General features: G+C 66.7%; 14 protein-coding genes. 7 read left to right on the forward strand and 7 right to left on the reverse strand.

The features are described 5' to 3' along the window. Positions 1–37 precede the first annotated feature (37 nt). Positions 38–592 carry a DUF1801 domain-containing protein gene (locus VZL07_RS07945; protein WP_426754754.1) on the reverse strand — a complete coding sequence of 185 codons (555 nt, stop codon included), beginning with the start codon at positions 590–592 and terminating at the stop codon, positions 38–40. Between the two features lie 197 nt (positions 593–789). Here VZL07_RS07945 and VZL07_RS07950 point away from each other — a divergent pair, with 197 nt between their 5' ends. From VZL07_RS07950 to VZL07_RS07965, 4 genes are all read left to right on the forward strand, one after another. Further along, a complete protein-coding gene (locus tag VZL07_RS07950; protein ID WP_426754755.1) occupies positions 790–1,236 on the forward strand; it encodes a helix-turn-helix domain-containing protein in 447 nt (148 codons plus the stop codon). Between the two features lie 953 nt (positions 1,237–2,189). Next, positions 2,190–5,279 carry an HsdM family class I SAM-dependent methyltransferase gene (locus VZL07_RS07955; protein WP_426754756.1) on the forward strand — a complete coding sequence of 1,030 codons (3,090 nt, stop codon included), beginning with the start codon at positions 2,190–2,192 and terminating at the stop codon, positions 5,277–5,279. Further along, positions 5,263–5,916, forward strand: a complete 654-nt coding sequence (locus VZL07_RS07960) for a hypothetical protein (RefSeq protein WP_426754757.1) — start codon at positions 5,263–5,265, stop codon at positions 5,914–5,916. Before VZL07_RS07955 ends, VZL07_RS07960 begins: the two co-directional genes overlap by 17 nt. Positions 5,917–6,391: 475 nt before the next feature. Further along, positions 6,392–6,814, forward strand: a complete 423-nt coding sequence (locus tag VZL07_RS07965) for a hypothetical protein (protein WP_426754758.1) — start codon at positions 6,392–6,394, stop codon at positions 6,812–6,814. A gap of 437 nt (positions 6,815–7,251) precedes the next feature. Here the strand turns inward: VZL07_RS07965 and istB (VZL07_RS07970) are convergent, their stop codons facing one another. The 6 genes from istB (VZL07_RS07970) to VZL07_RS07995 all read right to left on the reverse strand — a co-directional run bounded on the left by istB (VZL07_RS07970) (position 7,252) and on the right by VZL07_RS07995 (position 13,452). Beyond that, positions 7,252–7,992 carry an IS21-like element helper ATPase IstB gene (gene istB, locus VZL07_RS07970; protein ID WP_374270940.1) on the reverse strand — a complete coding sequence of 247 codons (741 nt, stop codon included), beginning with the start codon at positions 7,990–7,992 and terminating at the stop codon, positions 7,252–7,254. A 100-nt stretch (positions 7,993–8,092) separates the two neighbouring features. Then, complete coding sequence (gene istA / locus VZL07_RS07975) at positions 8,093–9,613, reverse strand: IS21 family transposase (RefSeq protein ID WP_426757258.1); 1,521 nt, start codon at positions 9,611–9,613, stop codon at positions 8,093–8,095. A gap of 353 nt (positions 9,614–9,966) precedes the next feature. Beyond that, the gene (locus tag VZL07_RS07980; protein WP_426754759.1) at positions 9,967–10,368 is read right to left on the reverse strand and encodes a hypothetical protein; all 402 of its coding nucleotides are present in this window, start codon (positions 10,366–10,368) and stop codon (positions 9,967–9,969) included. A gap of 200 nt (positions 10,369–10,568) precedes the next feature. Beyond that, on the reverse strand, positions 10,569–11,381 hold the full coding sequence (locus VZL07_RS07985) for an ExeA family protein (protein WP_426754760.1): 813 nt from the start codon (positions 11,379–11,381) through the stop codon (positions 10,569–10,571). Positions 11,382–11,695: 314 nt separating this feature from the next. Next, positions 11,696–12,739: a DDE-type integrase/transposase/recombinase gene (locus VZL07_RS07990; RefSeq protein WP_426754761.1), complete on the reverse strand. Its 1,044-nt coding sequence runs from the start codon at positions 12,737–12,739 to the stop codon at positions 11,696–11,698. A gap of 158 nt (positions 12,740–12,897) precedes the next feature. Further along, a complete protein-coding gene (locus VZL07_RS07995) occupies positions 12,898–13,452 on the reverse strand; it encodes a transposase family protein (RefSeq protein ID WP_426754762.1) in 555 nt (184 codons plus the stop codon). A gap of 474 nt (positions 13,453–13,926) precedes the next feature. Here VZL07_RS07995 and VZL07_RS08000 point away from each other — a divergent pair, with 474 nt between their 5' ends. From VZL07_RS08000 to istB (VZL07_RS08010), 3 genes are read left to right on the forward strand one after another with little or no spacing between them, the layout of a single operon-like run. Then, positions 13,927–14,784: a hypothetical protein gene (locus VZL07_RS08000; RefSeq protein WP_426754763.1), complete on the forward strand. Its 858-nt coding sequence runs from the start codon at positions 13,927–13,929 to the stop codon at positions 14,782–14,784. Continuing rightward, positions 14,781–15,371, forward strand: a complete 591-nt coding sequence (locus tag VZL07_RS08005) for a Mu transposase domain-containing protein (RefSeq protein ID WP_426754764.1) — start codon at positions 14,781–14,783, stop codon at positions 15,369–15,371. Before VZL07_RS08000 ends, VZL07_RS08005 begins: the two co-directional genes overlap by 4 nt. Continuing rightward, positions 15,368–16,156, forward strand: a complete 789-nt coding sequence (gene istB, locus VZL07_RS08010) for an IS21-like element helper ATPase IstB (protein WP_426750246.1) — start codon at positions 15,368–15,370, stop codon at positions 16,154–16,156. The genes VZL07_RS08005 and istB (VZL07_RS08010) overlap by 4 nt, the downstream gene beginning before the upstream one ends. Positions 16,157–16,717 lie beyond the last annotated feature (561 nt).

Consider the following 16,717-nt stretch of genomic DNA (forward strand, 5'->3'; position numbering starts at 1 on the left):
GGCTCGCGTCGGTAGGCCGCTTCGGGGCGTTCCTCCTTCAGGAGTGGTGTGCCACCGCGGCCTTCACCCAGCGCAGGATGCTCGCCTCGTCAATGTCCGCGGCGCTGCGCACCTTGAGGTGGCGCATGGTCTTCCCGGTGCCCTCGAGCTTTCCTTCCGGGTCGTCGAGCTTCTCCGGGGGCGCCATGATGCTGAGGGCGGCGTAGGTCGTCGAGGTGTAGAGCGCACAGAAGCCGCCCTTCAGCTCGTAGTAGGGCATGCCCCACTTCATGGACTCGCGAGCGCCGGGGGCGGCCTTCTTCACCAGGGCACGCAGGGCCTCGAGGTGCTCGCGCCGCTCCGGGGGCTGCTGCGCGAAGAAGGCGTCCGCCGGGGCGCCGAGGTCCTCGCGGCGCAGGTACTGGCGGGCAGGGGCCTTTTTCGCGGCCGCGCTCTTCGCCGGCGCCTTCTTCGCGGCCGCGCTCTTCGCCGGCGCCTTCTTCGCGGACGCGCTCTTCGCCGGGGTCTTCGCGGGCGTCTTCCTGGCGGTGCTCTTCTTCGCAGGGGTCTTCTTCGTGGGCGTCTTCTTCGCCGTCACCTTGCGTGCTGCCATCCGTGCCTCCGAGGCCCCGGACCGCCGGGGCGGGCGGAAGGCTACCCCAGCAGCGGAGGACGCATGGGCATGAAGGGGAACCAGCGGGCCACCTCGGATGAGATCTACAAGCATGCCGGGGAGATGAGCTACCGCTTCCAACTTCGCGGCGGCCCCACATTCAGCCGTCCTCCTCTCGTCCGGGCACCTGAGGGCGGATGCGCCGGTTTTTCTGGCTTGAGCAGGACAAGGTTGCGGTGACCCTCCATGGGGGGCTTTTGACGCGTGGATTGGAAGCTGCCGCCACTTGGTCCCGAACCAAGGCGAAGGGGCGTCCAGGGGTTATCAGCGGTTCACAACCTGCTGTAATCCCTCGGGTTTCTGGGTCTGGGCTGGTCCAACCGTCGCATCCAGTAGGTCAGGGCACCAAGGATTTTGCTGCTAGTTTGCTGCTGGGCCCCGGGTTGGTACCGCCGGTGGCCTCGGGTTCCGGCCGGCTGCTGACCGTCCGGGAGGTCGCGGAGCGGCTGGGGGTGTGCCGAGCCACCGTGTACCGGATGTGCGAACGGGGCGAGTTGTCCCACGTTCGCCTCTCCAACGCAGTGCGAATAGAGGCTGAAGCCCTAGAGAGAGTCATCAGGAGACCTTCGCAGGCTCACGTGTAGGCCATCTCCTCACCACATACTTCGGCCTCTGGTCAAATGGCATCTGCGAAAGAGCGCGGCGGCGTCCAACCATCCCAGGCCCCAGGTTCGGTTCCTGTCGAGGTCACTCTCCTACTTCCCAAGTCCGCAGAAGCAGGGCGGTTTTCTGTCTAGCGGCGTTCAGGTGCGTTCACTCGATGTCGTTGCGGGGGGCAGAATTGACTACTTCAACCAGAAGGAGAGGCGCCCCGGGCGCCGGTGAACACCTCGCTAGGGGCGGGGATGTTCCCTCAACGTCCCCAACGCCCCGTCTCTTGTCGCATCCACACCTACACTCTCCTTCATGTCCTCACCCAGCTCATGGGCGCTGCCACTGGCGAACTCCTTGAGCCGCTGCGCGAGTCGGTTGTCGAGGAGGGAGGCCCGCCCGCCGACCTCGTGCTCGACTACCTCGTAGACTGCGCAGTGGACCGCCTCGCGGAACTGGCCCGGTGGCTGTGGGCACGGTGGTGCTCCCCTGAATTGCGGCACCGCGTCCGCAGTCACCTGCGCATGGCCATCCTGCTATGCGTGCTCCTCAACCCGGCCAAGCCCATACTCCCTGTCGTGCAGTTGTGCGGGAAAGGTACTGGTGCGTGCGAGAGGCTGGCCGTGGTGCGCGGGCAAGCTGATGCAGAACCGGGACCTGAGGAGAGCTCGTCCTTGGCAATGACGGTGGAAGAGCCGAAGAAGGGGCGCAAGCCTCAACTGCCCGGCACATAGTCCAGGGGCCCCCGTCAGCGGCCCTCCTAAATCCCTATGCACCAGCCCGCTCCCTCAACAGGGCGCCCGTCCTTATGCTCTGGCGTGTCGGCCACTCCTGAAGGTAAGACCCGCTCTTGGTCTGGCCCGCATCGCGAGCTGAAGGAGCACATGGACGGACGCGACCTATACCCGGAGCAAAGCGCCCCTTGTCTCTGGCTGTGGGGGGGCGGGTGAGCAGCCATGCCTTCAAACGCGCCCTCACTGCTACCGGGTATCTGACCGCCGGTGGCAAGCCCGCCCCCGGGCTGGTGCGCACAACGGACCCTGCGGCAGCACGGCTACGGGTCATTCTCAAGGACGCCAGGGTTGGCCTGATGGCCGACGCGGTGTTCACGGCGCAGAGTACGCCCGCCGCCGTCTTCAAGGATTCGGGAGACAGCATCCCGACGGATGAAGATGTGACGAAGTGGCACGAGGCCGCATGGAACGTCGGCGTTGCGCCGCTCCTGTGGATTGTGACGCCCACTGAAGTCCGCCTCTACGACTGCTATGCGTCACCTCCCAAGAAGGGCGCGCAGGGAGCGGCGAAGCCACTCGACCGCTTCAAGCTCGATGACGAGGACCGCCTCCGTACGCTCGACGCAATGTGCGGCCGTCTTGCGACAGAAACCGGCGCTTTCTGGTCGAGCCCTCTCGGGGCTCACATTGACCGTCGGCATCGCGTGGACCGCGAGCTCCTGAGTGAAATCAACGCTCTGGAAGAGCAGTTGACCAAGCTTCCTCCCGCGCATCCCGACTCGCGAGCCCGAACCCCTGCCGAAGAGATTAAGAAGTCGCGCGACTTCGCCCAGCGGCTAATCGGACGGTGCATCTTCACTTGGTATCTAATTGACCGAGGGCTTGCCCAGCCGTTTCTTCCCGAAACGCTTCCCCACGATCTCAACAAGCTGTTTGGGACGCCTCACAGTGCGTTTCAGCTCTTCAATTGGCTGCGAGAGACCTTCAATGGGGACCTCTTTCCCATGGACGATCCAGGGGCGGAACACACCCGGTTGAGTGAGGCCCATCTCGCCCTTATGCGGGAATTCATCCAGGGCCGGAGTCTGGTTCCCGGCCGTAGCGGGCAGGGGCGGCTGTTCCGGTTCCGGTTCGATGCCATTCCTGTCGATCTGATCAGTTCCATTTATCAGCAGTTCGCGCGTTCGAGCGCCGAAGAGGTGGCTCGCGTCCAGGGACTGCACTACACACCGGTCGAACTCGTCCATCTCACGCTTGACCCCGTCTTCGAAGGTCTGCCCGCCTCGGCCCGCGTCATTGATCCAACATGCGGCTCTGGCGCCTTTCTTGTCGAGGCGTTCCGGCGTCTGGTGTGGGCGAACACGGGTGGCAAGGCGGCCTCACGGGCTCTGGTTCGCAACATCCTCTACACACGCCTTTTCGGAATCGACATCAATCGAGCAGCCCTGGGAATTGCCGCGTTCAGCTTGTACCTAGCCGCGCTGGAACTCGACGAAGAGCCCATCACCGACGCCTCCGACCTGAAGTTCGACCGGCTCATCGGCACTACATTGTTCGAAGCTAATGCCATCGGGGACATGCTCCCTCCAGTCGTGGCAGGTAAGCCTTTCGAAGCCGTAGTTGGCAACCCGCCCTGGACCTTTGACAGCCGAAACAAGGCCTTGCCGCGCAAGAAAGGCGCGAAGGGGAGCGCGCCCCGTCCCCGGCGCAGCCCGGACCAAGCCTTCTTGAATGTCGCCGCAACGTTGGCCGGTGAAGCCGGCCGCATTGGCATGGTCATGAAGGCATCCCCCTTCTTTTCCAGGGACGAACACGCCGTCGAGGCGCGCAATAGCCTGCTCCAGAAGTTACGGCCTGCCGCCATCGTCAACCTGTCCGCGTTGAGGAAGGAAGAGCTATTCCCGGACGCGGACGGACCGGCACTGCTGTTCTTCGCGCGATGCGCCCTCATGCCTCGCGGCGATCAGGTTCTCGTTGGCTCCGTGCCCTGGACGCCTGACTTCCGGCGCAACGGCGTATTTCATGTGGGCCCGGGCGAACTGCGCTCCGTTCCACTCGCGCGCGTGCTCAAGACGCCGGCGCTCCTCAAGGCTGCAACGTTTGGCACCCTCCGGGATAGTTGGTTGATCGAGCGGCTAGAGCGCGAGTTCCCGACCCTTGATGAATGGCTGAACAGCGTCGGGATCCGCGCAACGGAGTCCAGAGGCCAGGGCTTCCAGGTGAAAGGGGATCCCAACCCTCCTCCAAAGCGTTTCTATGAACTGAAGACCCTAGTACCAAAGCAATACAGCCCGTTTCGCCTGGACGAGGAGCAACTGGAGCTCTTCACCCTCCCGACCCTGCACAGAACTCGGGAAGAGGCCATCTACAACGGCCCCTTGCTGATATGCCCCAAGGCCAGCTTCACGCGGGCGGCGGAGCCGGGTCGTTACGGCGCGGCCATCAGTTCCAACTCCCTGCTCTACACGGAGAACTTCTACGGCATCTCGTTCGAGAAGCACGACTCTGCGTGGGCCTATGCCCTTTGCGGGATTCTCAATTCGAGCCTGACAGCGTTTCAGCTTGCGTTTGGCGGAGGGGCCTTGGGGCTAGAGCGCTCGACAGTAGAGCCGCAAGACCTCCTCTCCCTCCGGGTACCTGACTTGAGAGCGGTGGATGTCGAGGCACTGATGCGGCTCATCCGAGCAGAAGCCCGCGCAGCCGAGGCTCCGAATCCGAGGGCTCTGGGCGAACTCGACGATGCTGTCGGCGAGCTCTATGGTCTGGAACGGGACGAACTCGTTCTCGCCGTCGAGAGTGTCCATCGCTCTCAGATGTTGCTCTTCGAGGGCCGGTCCCGGAGAGAGAGCTTCGTCAAACCTCCGCAAAGTGAGACCTTGCAGAAATACGCTGCGGCCGTCGTTCAAGTCGTGGACGACTATCTGCGAGCCAAGGGGGAGCGGCATCTGGAGGCAACCATCTACGCGCGACCGCTCCTAGCCCCAACCTGGGATGCCCCTTCGGCGGGCCTCACTACCGTCCGGTTCACGATGGTGGCCGGCCCTCCGACCAGCACGCCCGCTGTCATCCTGAGCCCGGGGTCAGAACTCGACACGCTCGCGGAACATCTTCGTGGGAAGCTGGCTGCGGACCTGCCACCCTACCTTAATGAGCGGCGCCAACTGCGCATCTATCTCCAGCACGACCTCTACATCGTGAAGCCCAGCGAGTCGCGCTACTGGAGCCGTACTGCGGGCCTCAATGACGCCGACATCATTCTGGCCGATCACTGGTTGGGAAAGCGGAATGCAACTCGGGCCTGATTTACCGGTGGGTGTCCCTTCCTTTGACCTGTCCGAGGACGAGGTCGAAACCGTCATTGCCCTTACGTGCCGGGGGGCACGGGAGGCCCGAGCAAACGTCACTCCGGGGATGCTTGAAGTCCCTATCTCCATCAGGGTGCGAAAAGCGATGCGCCAGGTGAAGAAGCAGCTCGGACTGACGAACCTCGAAGTCCGTGGTGAGCACGAGTTGGAGGACATGTCCACCAACGATTCCTCATTGCTGGGGAGGATCGACATCACCCTGAAGTTCCGACGGCAATTCGGTGACGAAGATGATTACATCGCCATCGAGTGCAAGCGCGTGGGAGCGGGCGGCGCTTACAGCGTGCTCAATGGACGCTACGTCTCCGAGGGCGTGGCTCGCTTCGTGAATGGACAGTATGCTGTCGGCCACGCCTGGGGATTCATGCTCGGCTACGTCCTGTCACTCCCCGTAGACCAAGTCATCGATACCATTGGCACCCGCCTCTGCAAGGACTATGGCAAGGACGCTAAACTGACTCCCAGGACATGCCACCAGGATGCCCTGACCGTTAAGGTGGGCCGTTTGGTTCAGCAGTCGGGGCACACAATCCGTCTGTGCCACCTCTTCGTGGACATGACACCCGCAGCATAGGCCTGACCCCGTTTGGGATGGGCCCGCCGCTGCTAACGGATTCCGTTTCACCCAGGGATCCTGGCCCGCTCACCGTCGAGCCACCGTCCCGAGCGCCTCATCATCGCGTCCAGGTCCGCGTCGGTGGTGAGCCGGCTGAACAGGAAGTTCTCCCCTGCTTGGTGGGATAAGGATCTGAGAGAAGGCTTCGGCCCCGCACCTGTTCGGTGTGCGGGCGAGGCGTGATCAGTCGGGCGGAAGGGGGGTGAACGCCATGCTGAGCGCCGCGAGGAAGCTATTGGCCTCGACTCTCACCTGGAGGATGGCGGCGGCCATCCTGTTCGCGTTGGCCGAGCATCTTCGGGATCGGGTGAGGCACGGGCAGTAGTGCTCGGGGAGAGGTCTCGCTGCGGATGAGGCGGGACTCCTCCTGCCTTCGGAGACGACCGCATCGTCGAGGTGCGGTCACGCCCACTCACCCCAGGAGAGCTGCACGATGACGAAAGGCATCAGCCTGTCCGCCGAGCTGGTCGAGGTGCGGTGTGCCATCGAGGGGGCTCGATTCCTCGCGGATGCACTGGCCTCGCACTCGCTGGACAGCCGAGAGCAGGAACTGCAAGCCCCCGTTTCCATCACCGCCATCCTCGTACTCGCGGAACTCCGGCTTCGCCAGGTCGAGCGGGTACTTCGCGGGGAGGAAGACCCTCAGCACCTGTGGGCCCCGCACAACGATGTCACTCCGGACAGTGGCCAAGGAGACGAGCAGGACGTGGTTCTCCGGCCGTGGAACCAGGCCGAAGAGGACGCAGCCCCCCCAGCCCGGAAGAAGACGGAGCGGGCCGGGCCAAGGAAGCGGCGAAGACAAGCTCCGCCACCGGAGCCAGTGCCGTCAGCGCAGCCCGAGGGCAGCGGAGAGTAACCTGCTCCTGGCGGGACGCCGAGCTGGGACGTGATCCACCGGCAGCGAAGGCCGGGCATGCGGTGGACAGGGCCCCGCGCAGCCGAGCTGGTGCCGGCGTCCTGTTCTTTAGCTCTCCGGGCGTGAACCCGGGCCGCTTTCGGTCACGCCCCCAGGCGGTCGCGAAAACACCTGGAGAGGTTTGCCACTGCCTACTTAACTCCGGAAGTCCATCAGGGGGCCCGCCCCCTCGTGCGCGAGGAGCGCGAGGGCCTACCCAGGGGAGGGGGTGCGGTCATCAGGATCTAACGGGGGTAGGCAGCTCCGCCCGGATGAGCCCAAGAAAATTTCGAGGCCACCCCACCATCCGGGGCCCTCTTGAAATTAGTGCGCGTTTCGGCGATCGTGATCAGCAGGCTCGGAGCATCGTGATCAGTCGGAGCGAAGCGACGCTGGGCTCAAGTTGACGGATTCTCCTCCTTGCGGCGGGAGGGCCCCTTCACGGTGAGCCGGTGGGCTCGGTGGAGGACCCGGTCGCAAATGGCGTCCGCCACAGTAGGGTCGCCCAGGTGGTCGTGCCACTTTGTGGTCGGCAGTTGGCTGGCGATGATGGTGCTGCGCGCGCCATAGCGGTCCTCGAAGACCTCGAGCATGTCCCGGCGCTCGCCGTCCTTGATGGGAGCCAGGGCCCAGTCGTCGATGACGAGCACGTCGACACGGGCCAGTCGGGAGAGAAACGCGGCGAAGGAGCCCTCCGCGTGCGCGAGCGCCAATTCCTCCAGCAGACGCGGGGCCCGACGGTAGAGCACCCGATGGCCGCGACGAATCGCCGCCTGCGCCAGCGCGCACGCCAGGTACGTCTTGCCGGTGCCCGTCATCCCGGTGATGACGATGTTCTGCTTCTCCTCCACCCAGCGGCACTGGGCGAGCTGACGCACCAGGGGCTTGTCGAGCTCCCGCTTCGCCGTGAAGTCGATGTCCTCGACGCAGGCGCCGGAGATGCGGAGCTTCGCCTCTCTGAGGTTTCTGCCAATCCGGGCGTTCTCCCGGGCCAGCCACTCGGCCTCGACGAGCAGCGCGAGTCTCTCGTCGAAGGCCAGGCTGCTCATGTCCGCCAACTTCTGCTGCTCCTCCCAGGCGCGGGCAAAGGCGGACAGCCTCAGCGCCTGGAGCTTCTGCAAGGTGGGTTGGTTCAACATCTCGGGTGTCCTTTGTCGTTGGTGGCCTCATCGGACCTCGGGCACGGCCGCCATGGCCGTGCCCGAGGCCCCCTTCCGAGTGGAGAGGCCTGCAATCCACTCAGTGGTAGTAGTCAGCGCCGCGGACGTTCTCGTGCGCGGCGGCCGGCTGCGAGGAGGGCTCTTCGGCCGGCAGCGGGGTGGCTTCCAGCCCCTTCTCCAGCAGCAGTCGCACGTGCCGGCTGCTGCGCGCGTGCGCTCGCAGCGCCCGGCCGCATGCGAGCTCCAGCCGCGCGTTGCCATAGCGCTTCGCCAGCCGCAGCAGGCCCAGGCAGCTGCGGTAGCCCACTTCCGGGTGGGGCCTGTCCTGGAGGATGGCCTCCACCAGCGACTGGGTAAGGGGGCCCACCTGGCTCGCCCACTGAATGAAGCGCGAGGGGCTCCACTCGGCATGGGCCCGGTGGGCCTTCGGCATGTGCTCGGCCACCGTCGTGTAGCCGCCCACCTTCGCGCTGCGCACGTGGACGGCCACTCTTCGGCCCCGCTGCAGCAACTCCACGCTGGTGGCGGTGAGGCGCGCCTCCAGCACCTGACGCGCCAGGCTGTAGGGCGCCGAGTAGAAGTGGCCATGGACGTCGACGTGGTAGTCGATGTTCACCTTCACCCGCTTCCACTCCGACACCGCGTACCGCGTCGGCGGCAATGGCTTGAGGGCAGGCCTGTCCAACTCCTCGAAGAGCTGCGCTCTCGACTTGCCGTACAGTCGCATGGGCCTGTCGTTGAGCACCGCCACCTGCTCGGCAATCGCCTCATTCAACTCCCGCAGCGAGGTGAAGACGCGGTGACGCAGCCGGGCCAGCACCCAGCGCTGCACCAGTTGCACCGCCCGCTCCACCTTCGCCTTGTCCTTGGGCTTGCGCGGGCGCGCCGGCAGCACCGCCAGTCCGTAGTGCCGTCCCAACTCCTCGAAGGTGCGGTTCACCTCCGGCTCGTACCGGTCCGCCCTCGTCACCGCCGACTTCAGCTGGTCCGGAACGATGAGCGCTGGCGCCCCACCGAAGGCCTCCAGCGCGCGCACGGTGCTGCCGACGAAGTCCGTCAGCTTCTGGCTCCACGTGGCCTCCGCGTACACGTAGCTGGAGGCCCCCAGCGCCGCCACGTACAACTCCGCCTCCCGCACCTCGCCGGTGCCACCGTCCACCACCGTCGGCTTCTTCCCGGAGTAGTCGACGAACACCTTCTCACCGGCCTTGTGCGCCTGCTTCATCGTCAGCCGGTGGCGTGCCAACCACTCCCGGTACACCTCGCAGAACTGCGTGTACCGGTAGCCTTCCGGGTGCCGCTCCAGGTACTCCAGGTGCAAGAGCTCCAGCGTCACCCCGGGTCGCTTGCGCTCCTGGTGTATCCACACCGGGTCCGGCAGCGGCCGCTCCGTGCCCGGCGCGCACTTCGGGCCGTACAGCTGGCGCTCCAACTCCTCCTCCTCCAGCGCTTCCACCGCCTCCCACGTCAACCCCAGGTGCGCCGCACGGCTCATCACCTTGCCCACCACTCCAGGGCTGACGCCCACGCTTCGCGCCACCTCCCGGTGGCTTCGCTTCAGGCCCCACTTCTGACGGATGATTTCTCGAATGCTGTGCATCGGCAGTCTCTCGGTGGCCATGGCCGCTCTCCCTCCGGCGGCCTTCTTGCCAGGACTGCCCAGCGCTCATTCGGCTCCGAACCCCCTGTTCACACAGCCGAACTCCGTGTCCACGTGGCCGAACCTCCTGTCCACGATGGGCCGAACTCGGTGATCACGATGCTCCGATCTGAGTGTTCACGATGGGCCGACGCGCGCAATTAGACCTGTGAGAAGGGAACCCCTGTCCCCTGGAAGCGGGGGCCTTGCCCAAAATCGATAGCCCTACCGAATAGCGAGGAAGGCGAAGCAGGCCAGAAAGGGCTGCCGAAACGAACCCGAGCCGCAGCACTATCGCTGTTGAAACTGTGTTTCTATTTCACGAGCCGTAGCTTCACCCGCAGCGCCTGCGTCTCGGACGGGCTTTCCATCTTCGTGTTCGCCAACTCAGCGCGGAGCTGGCGAAAGATGGCGAGCTGACGCTGCATGGTGCCTTCCAACATTCGGCGGGCCTTCTCCAGCTTCCTCAGGTCCGCGTCTTCCAGCAGCAGCACTTCGGCGGCGAGTCGTTCACGCAGCGGCCCGAGGACGGCTTCTTCCTCGGCCAGCTTCATGCTGAGGGCGCTCTTCACCACCCGGGCCATGTTGCCCAGGCTCTCGTAGATGGCCGGGGGGATGCGCTCCGTCTCCGCATTCTCCTGAGCCATCTTGAGCGCGCAGGCCAAGGGCTCCACCACGGCCATCGGTAGGCCCGGAAGCTCGCTCAGCACGTTCACGGTATGCTCCACCCCCAAGAGGAAGGCGCTCGTCCGCGCCGCGTCCTTCGGCGGTGAGGGGACGGCATCCACGGCCTCAACGAATCCCGTCACCATCATCAGTGTTGCGAGGCGGGCTGGTTGATGGACGAGCGATCCGCCTGGTTGATGGGCATCACCGAGCGCGAGCGTCAGCGAGCGCGCTCGGTGATGGGAGTGGCCTACAGAGCGGCGTCGTCGGTGTCGAGCACGCGTGCGAGTACGTCGCGCTCGACGAGCTTTTTCTTGCGACGCGCGGCCTCGCGAAGCGCAGTGGTGGCGAGCCGGTCGATGTCGCGGTGGGCGCCGGAGGCGGCCTCGTGGAGCATCGCCATTGCGTCAGAGGAGAAGAGCTCTCGCTCGCAGCCCGCGTTCTTCAGGCGCAGGCGGAGGTACTCTGCGGTGTCATCGGGCTGAAGCGCGTCGATGGTAAGCCGGCGTGCGAGGCGGGAGGCGAGGCTGCGGTTACGACGCATCGCGAGCCGCGAGTCGAGCTCGGGCAGGCCGACGAGGATGAGGGAGAGGAGCGCCTTCGAGTCCCACTGGTAGTTGAGGAGGATGTGGAGGTGGTCGAGCACGTCCTGGTGGAGCAGGTGCGCCTCGTCGAGGAGGAAGACGGGGTGGACGCGCTCACGACCGAGGTCCTCCACGTGGCTGGACACGGCGTAGAAGACGGAGGCGGCGGTGGCGGACGGCGTGAGCCCGAGGGCGAGACACAGCTGGCGGTAGAAGTCGCGACGGCCCAGCGTGGCGTTGTGGCAATAGGTGAGGCGGAAGCCCGCCTGGGGTAGCCGGTGGCGGAGCGCGCGCAGGACGCACGTCTTGCCGACGCCGGGCTCGCCCACCAGCATGACGCTCTGCCGCTCGCGCACGGCTTCGCAGAGTTCCTCGACGAGGCTCGTCTTGGAGGCCGGCAGCCAGAGGTCCGCGTCGGCAATCTCCTTGGAGAAGGGCGCCTCGGAGAAGCCGAAATGGGTGACGTAGGCGGGCGTCATGACTCACCTGCATCGCGATGCCGAGGAGGACGCCCGACGGCGCGGTCGAGGAAAGCGAGGGGCGGGTCAAACGCGGGGTGTCGCCGGTACGTCTCGTCGTGGACGGGAGGCCGACGCAGCGGCCTGTTGCGGCGCGCGTTCTTCACCGCGTCGACAGGGTGGAGGGTGTAGCGCTTGCCCTCGAATTCGGCCCAGGGCGCCTCACCCATGTCGACAGGGCAGCGGCACAGGTGCACGAGGCGCCCGGCGAGGTGGCCTGCGTCGAGCTCGTAGTCGGCCCCATCGACAGCGACGGTGGTGTCGCGCCGCACGCGTCAGCGGGTACGGGTGGTGAGGGCCTCGCGCAGCTTCGCTTCGTCGAAGCCATCGGGCGCTCGGGGCGCGGCCTCGAAGACGGTTTTCGGTGCCGCGCCCATGAGGGCAGCGTGCGGCGTGGCGTGGTAGTGCGCGTCGAGAAATGCGCAGAGGCGGACATTGACGTCGTGCAGCGAGGCGACGGGCCCGAGGAAGTCGAGGCAGCCCTCGCGCAGCGTGCGCCAGAAGCGCTCCATCTTCCCGCGGGCGGGGGCGTCGTAGGGCCGCGCGTGCAAGAGCGACGTGCCGATGCGAGCGCACGCGGTGGCGAGCGTCTCGCCCCGGTACGTGGCGCCATTGTCCAGGTAGAGCGCGTCCGGTGGACCGTGCTTGCGCAGGGCGCGCACCATGAGGCCAAGCATGTCCACCTCGCGCTCGGTGTGGTGGGCCTCCAACGCCACGACGTACCGACTCGCGTCGTCCAGCAGCGCGTGGATGCGCAAGGGCAGCGACTTGCCCCCGACGGTGAGTCCAGGCCCGTGACACACGTCCGCGTGCCACAGGGCCATGGGGCGCTCGGCCTGCCAGCGCAGGCGCGTCTTCGTGCCGCTGCCGTCGCGCATCCCGATGCGGTCGAGTCCTGCTTCCGCGAAGAGGCGGCGCACCGTCGTCGCCGAGACGGCGGCCTTCTCGAGCCGGCCATCGGTGACGAGCGTGCGCAGGATGAGCGTCACGGACGCGGACGGGTACTCCCGCCGGATGTCGAGCAGCAACTCGCGCTGGGCCGCCGAGAGCTGCTGGGCGCGGCCCTTGTCGCTGCGGTCGCGCGGGGCGAGGCCTGAGAGGCCGCGCTTCTTGTACGCGTAGTACCAGCGCTCGAGCGTGGCCGCCGAGTAGCAGTGGCTCACCTTGGCGCCCGGCGGCACGAAGCGCTGCTGGGCGAGGGACTCGAGCGCCGAGGCGAGCTGGCCTCGGTCCATCTGCGCCTGGGTGAGGGCGCCGATGACTCCGTGGCGAAACACCGCCACCGCCTCGGCGTGGGACTTCGGAGTGAGGCTCTTCATTTTGCGCGGACTTCCCGTACCGCCCCCTCATCCCGGCATGGGCCTCTTGGGAGCGCAGACGCCTACCGTCCCGCCGGAGGCAGGTCTTCGAGGACGGGGCGTGTCGGGTGGGACGGACTTCTAAAGCGGGGCGAGCCGATGGCCGCGGAGCAAGCCCCTCAGTGAGCGCGCTCGGCTCCCCGGAACGAACAGGCGGACAGCGAGGGCGGTCCCGTCGCCGGGAGCGCCAAGGCGGCGTCTGTCGTCGCCGCTCGTGCGGCCACCGCGCGAGCCGTCCAGTCCGCGGGCGCCGGCCGCACGCAGCCCAGGAGCGTCCCGCGCCTGGCCTCCCCGGCCCAGCGGCAGAGGGCATCCCAGCGCCCAGCGCTCCCTGGCCCCACCACCTCCCACGGACTCACGCGCTTGCGTACCGCCGCCGCCGGCAGCGACTCGAGGCCCCACAGGGCCAGCGCCCAGGCGATGGCCGCGAGCGAATACAGCTTCCTGCCCAGCACCTGCGCGGGCACTACCGTCTGCGACACGCCGCACGCACGGCAGCGGTAGCGTCGCACGCGCAGCTCCACGAGCACCGGCGACGCGCCAGCGTCCAGCGGCCCGCGCACCTGGCGGCTCCGGCTGCCATGCCCATGAAGCCCCAGGGGCGCTCCCACAGGGCGGCTCGCCGCGCCGCAAGCGGCGCAGCTCGCCGGACGTACCGCCGACACGGACGGCATCTGTGCCGCCCAGGACTTGACGCCGACGCGCGTCCGTACGACTCCTTGGGTGCCTCGCTTCTCGCTCACACGTCGAGCGGGGCGCTCGACCTGTGAGCGTGTTGGCGCACGCTCCAGGTCACCTTTCTCGCGCGCGAGCTGGCGAACACCGCCGCGCCCCGTCCTCTCTGAGTCCCGTGGACTACCTCACGCACCGTGGCGCGCCAGAATCCGGCTCATTGCTGGACTCTGCGCGGCCTGCAACATCCCTTCCCGGTAACCAACGCGCTCGTCGCGACCGCGATCTCCATCAACCACTTCGCTCAGCAACAATCAGCGTCCTGCGGGTGTTGTCGAAGACTTTGAATTCGTCCGTCTTCTCCAGTTCCTCCTCCAGCTGCTCAGCGACAATTACTCCTCCCCACCAGCGACAATTACTTCTCCCCATCTTGAGTGAAGGCGTCGGTACATGCCGCCGGACGAGGAGGAGTTCCGGTGGCGGTCACGGACGCCCAGGTGAGGAAGCTGATGGAGGAGTTGACGAAGCACGGAAACCTCGGGCTCGCCGCGGCGAAGGCCGGGATGGACCGCAAGACGGCCAGGAAGTACCGGAAGCAGAAGCAGCTGCCGTCGGAGGTGAAGCCGCCGCGCGACTGGCGGACCCGGCAGGACCCCTTCGAGGAGGACTGGCCCGCGCTGGCCGAGCGGCTGGCCCAGGCGCCCGAGCTGGAGGCGAAGACGCTCTTCGAGGAGCTGCTAGCCAAAGCGCCTGAGCGCTACCAGCCGGGGCAGCTGCGCACGTTGCAGCGGCGGGTGCGGCAGTGGCGAGCTCAGGCGGGCCCGGCCAAGGAGGTGTTCTTCGCGCAGGCCCACCGGCCGGGGGAAGCCATGCAGACGGACTTCACCTGGGGGACGGAGCTGGGCGTCACCGTGCGCGGGGAGCCGTTCGCGCACCTGCTGTGCCACCCGGTGCTGCCGTACTCCAACTGGGAATGGGTGACGGTGTGCCAGTCGGAGTCGCTGGCGGCCATCAAGCGGGGCGTGCAGGCCGCGCTCTTCCAGCTGGGGCGGGTGCCGCGCTACCACCAGACGGACAACTCGACGGCGGCCACGCACCGGCTGGCCGACGGCAAGCGGGGCTTCAACCCGGAGTACCTGGCCCTCATGCAGCACCTGGGCATGGAGCCGAGGCGCTCAACGGCGCCCTCAAGCGACGGCTCACGCAGCACCTGCTGGTGCGCGGCAGCGCCGACTTCGACAGCGTGGCGGCGTACGAGACGTGGGTGCAGCAGGTGGTCACCAAGGCCAACGCCCTGCGCTCGGAGAAAGTGGCGCAGGAGTTGGCCGCCATGAGGCCGCTGGCGGTGGAGAAGCTGCCCGAGTACAGCGAGGTGGACGTGCTCGTTACCGGGTGGAGCACCATCCGGGTGAAGCACAACACGTACTCGGTGCCCAGCCGGCTCATCGGCGAGACGGTGCGGGTGCGGCTGTACGACGAGAAGCTGGAGGTGCTGCACCGGGGAGAGGCGCAGCTGACGGTGCAGCGGCTGCACGGGCGTAATGGGCATCGCATCAACTACCGGCACCTCATCTGGAGTCTGGTGCAGAAGCCCGGGGCCTTCGCGCAGTACCGCTACCGGGAGGACTTGTTCCCCTCGCTCACCTTCCGGCGGGTGTACGACGCGCTGAGGCAGCAGTTGGAGGAGCGCAAGGCGGACATGGAGTACCTGCGCATCCTGCACCTGGCCGCCTCCACGCTGGAGGCCGACGTGCAGGCCGCTCTCGAGAAGCTGCTGGCAGCCGGGGGCCTGCGGAGTGCGGAGGCGGTGAAGGCCGCAGTGGCGCCGGTGCGTTGCGAGGTGCCGCACCTGGCCGTGCCCGAGGTGGACCTGAGGGCCTACGACGCGCTGCTCACCGAGGGCCAGGAGGTGGCGTCATGAGTGCCGCCTCGCAAGCCCCGGCGCTCACCGTGCTGCTGCGCGGGCTGAAGCTGCCAGCCCTGGCCGCCCACCACGAGGAGTTGGCGCGCCGGGCCGAAGCCGGCGGCTGGGGGTACACCGAGTACCTGCGCCAGCTGGCGGAAATGGAGGTAGCGCAGCGCCAACAGCGGCGCATCGAGCGGCTGCTGAAGTCCAGCCACCTGCCGGCGGACAAGACGCTGGGCACCCTGAAGCAGGACAAGCTGCCGGTGAAGGTGCGCCGCCAGCTGCCGGCCCTGTGCGAGGGGGGCTTCGTGGAGCGGGCCGAGAACGTCCTCGTCTTCGGCCTGCCCGGCCGGGGCAAGACGCACCTGGTAGCCGCGGTGGGGCACGAGCTGGTGCAGCGCGGCTACGCGGTCCTCTTCGTCCCCGCGGTGCTGCTGGTGCAGCGGCTGCTGGCGGCCAAGAAGGAACTGAAGCTGGAGCAGGAACTCAAACGGCTGGATGGCTACGACGCCGTCATCCTCGACGACATCGGCTACATCCAGCAGGACCGGGAGGAGATGGAGGTGCTCTTCACCTTCCTGGCCGAGCGCTACGAGAGGAGAAGCGTGCTGCTGACCAGCAATCTGGTCTTCAGCCAGTGGGACCGCATCTTCAAGGACCCGATGACAACGGCGGCCGCCATCGACCGGGTCGTCCACCACGCGCTCATCCTGGAGATGACCGGCCCCTCCGTGCGCGACGAGCAGGCCCGTGCTCGTGCGGAGCGGGAGAGGGCCCCGGCCCCGCGCGAAGAGGGCTGAGCACCAGCGCCGCTTCACGCAGCGAGGATTGTGCCCGAGGAGGTGAACCACCCGAAGCCAGCGGCAACGACGACGACGTGAACGCGTTCTGAAGATCAAACCCGATGGGGAGAAATAGTTGTCGTCGAGGGGAACGAGTAGTTGACGCTGAGGATCCAGCCGGGCTCGCATCCTGCCGTTCTCCACGCGGCTCAATCGTTCCAACTTCCAGGCCGTATCTGCGGCCTGCGCGACGCAGGTCGCTTCGGGTACGGAACTGGGAGACAGGGCAGCGAACCACGAATCGAGGAACGCCTCGTAGGCGGCCGGGTCTTCACCAGGAAGAAGGAGATGGGCGGCCGAAAAGCCGAAGCGGATGGCATTGAGCGAGGAGGCAGCCTTGCCCTCGGCAGTCTTCGGGCCCTTCGAGCGGGCACCGTTAATCGCGGCTTGTGCGGCCTGCATGGCGGTTCTGACGGTCTTCATTCATGAATTGTGAAGTGCCTTCGCCACTGTGGGAACGGTCTTCTTGGCGACGGAACTGGTCATGACGAGCTTCTCGGCCATGAACAGTCCTCGATT

Source organism: Pseudomyxococcus flavus (assembly GCF_050038885.1).
GTDB lineage: Bacteria > Myxococcota > Myxococcia > Myxococcales > Myxococcaceae > Myxococcus > Myxococcus flavus.

Excerpts from the sequence above, each read along its gene's own strand:
- VZL07_RS07945 (WP_426754754.1), bottom strand. The coding sequence starts at position 592 with ATGGCAGCACGCAAGGTGACGGCGAAGAAGACGCCCACGAAGAAGACC.
- VZL07_RS07950 (WP_426754755.1), top strand. The coding sequence starts at position 790 with ATGCGCCGGTTTTTCTGGCTTGAGCAGGACAAGGTTGCGGTGACCCTC.
- VZL07_RS07960 (WP_426754757.1), top strand. The coding sequence starts at position 5,263 with ATGCAACTCGGGCCTGATTTACCGGTGGGTGTCCCTTCCTTTGACCTG.
- VZL07_RS07965 (WP_426754758.1), top strand. The coding sequence starts at position 6,392 with ATGACGAAAGGCATCAGCCTGTCCGCCGAGCTGGTCGAGGTGCGGTGT.
- istB (WP_374270940.1), bottom strand. The coding sequence starts at position 7,992 with ATGTTGAACCAACCCACCTTGCAGAAGCTCCAGGCGCTGAGGCTGTCC.
- istA (WP_426757258.1), bottom strand. The coding sequence starts at position 9,613 with ATGCACAGCATTCGAGAAATCATCCGTCAGAAGTGGGGCCTGAAGCGA.
- VZL07_RS07985 (WP_426754760.1), bottom strand. The coding sequence starts at position 11,381 with ATGACGCCCGCCTACGTCACCCATTTCGGCTTCTCCGAGGCGCCCTTC.
- VZL07_RS07990 (WP_426754761.1), bottom strand. The coding sequence starts at position 12,739 with ATGAAGAGCCTCACTCCGAAGTCCCACGCCGAGGCGGTGGCGGTGTTT.
- VZL07_RS07995 (WP_426754762.1), bottom strand. The coding sequence starts at position 13,452 with ATGCCGTCCGTGTCGGCGGTACGTCCGGCGAGCTGCGCCGCTTGCGGC.
- VZL07_RS08005 (WP_426754764.1), top strand. The coding sequence starts at position 14,781 with ATGAGGCCGCTGGCGGTGGAGAAGCTGCCCGAGTACAGCGAGGTGGAC.
- istB (WP_426750246.1), top strand. The coding sequence starts at position 15,368 with ATGAGTGCCGCCTCGCAAGCCCCGGCGCTCACCGTGCTGCTGCGCGGG.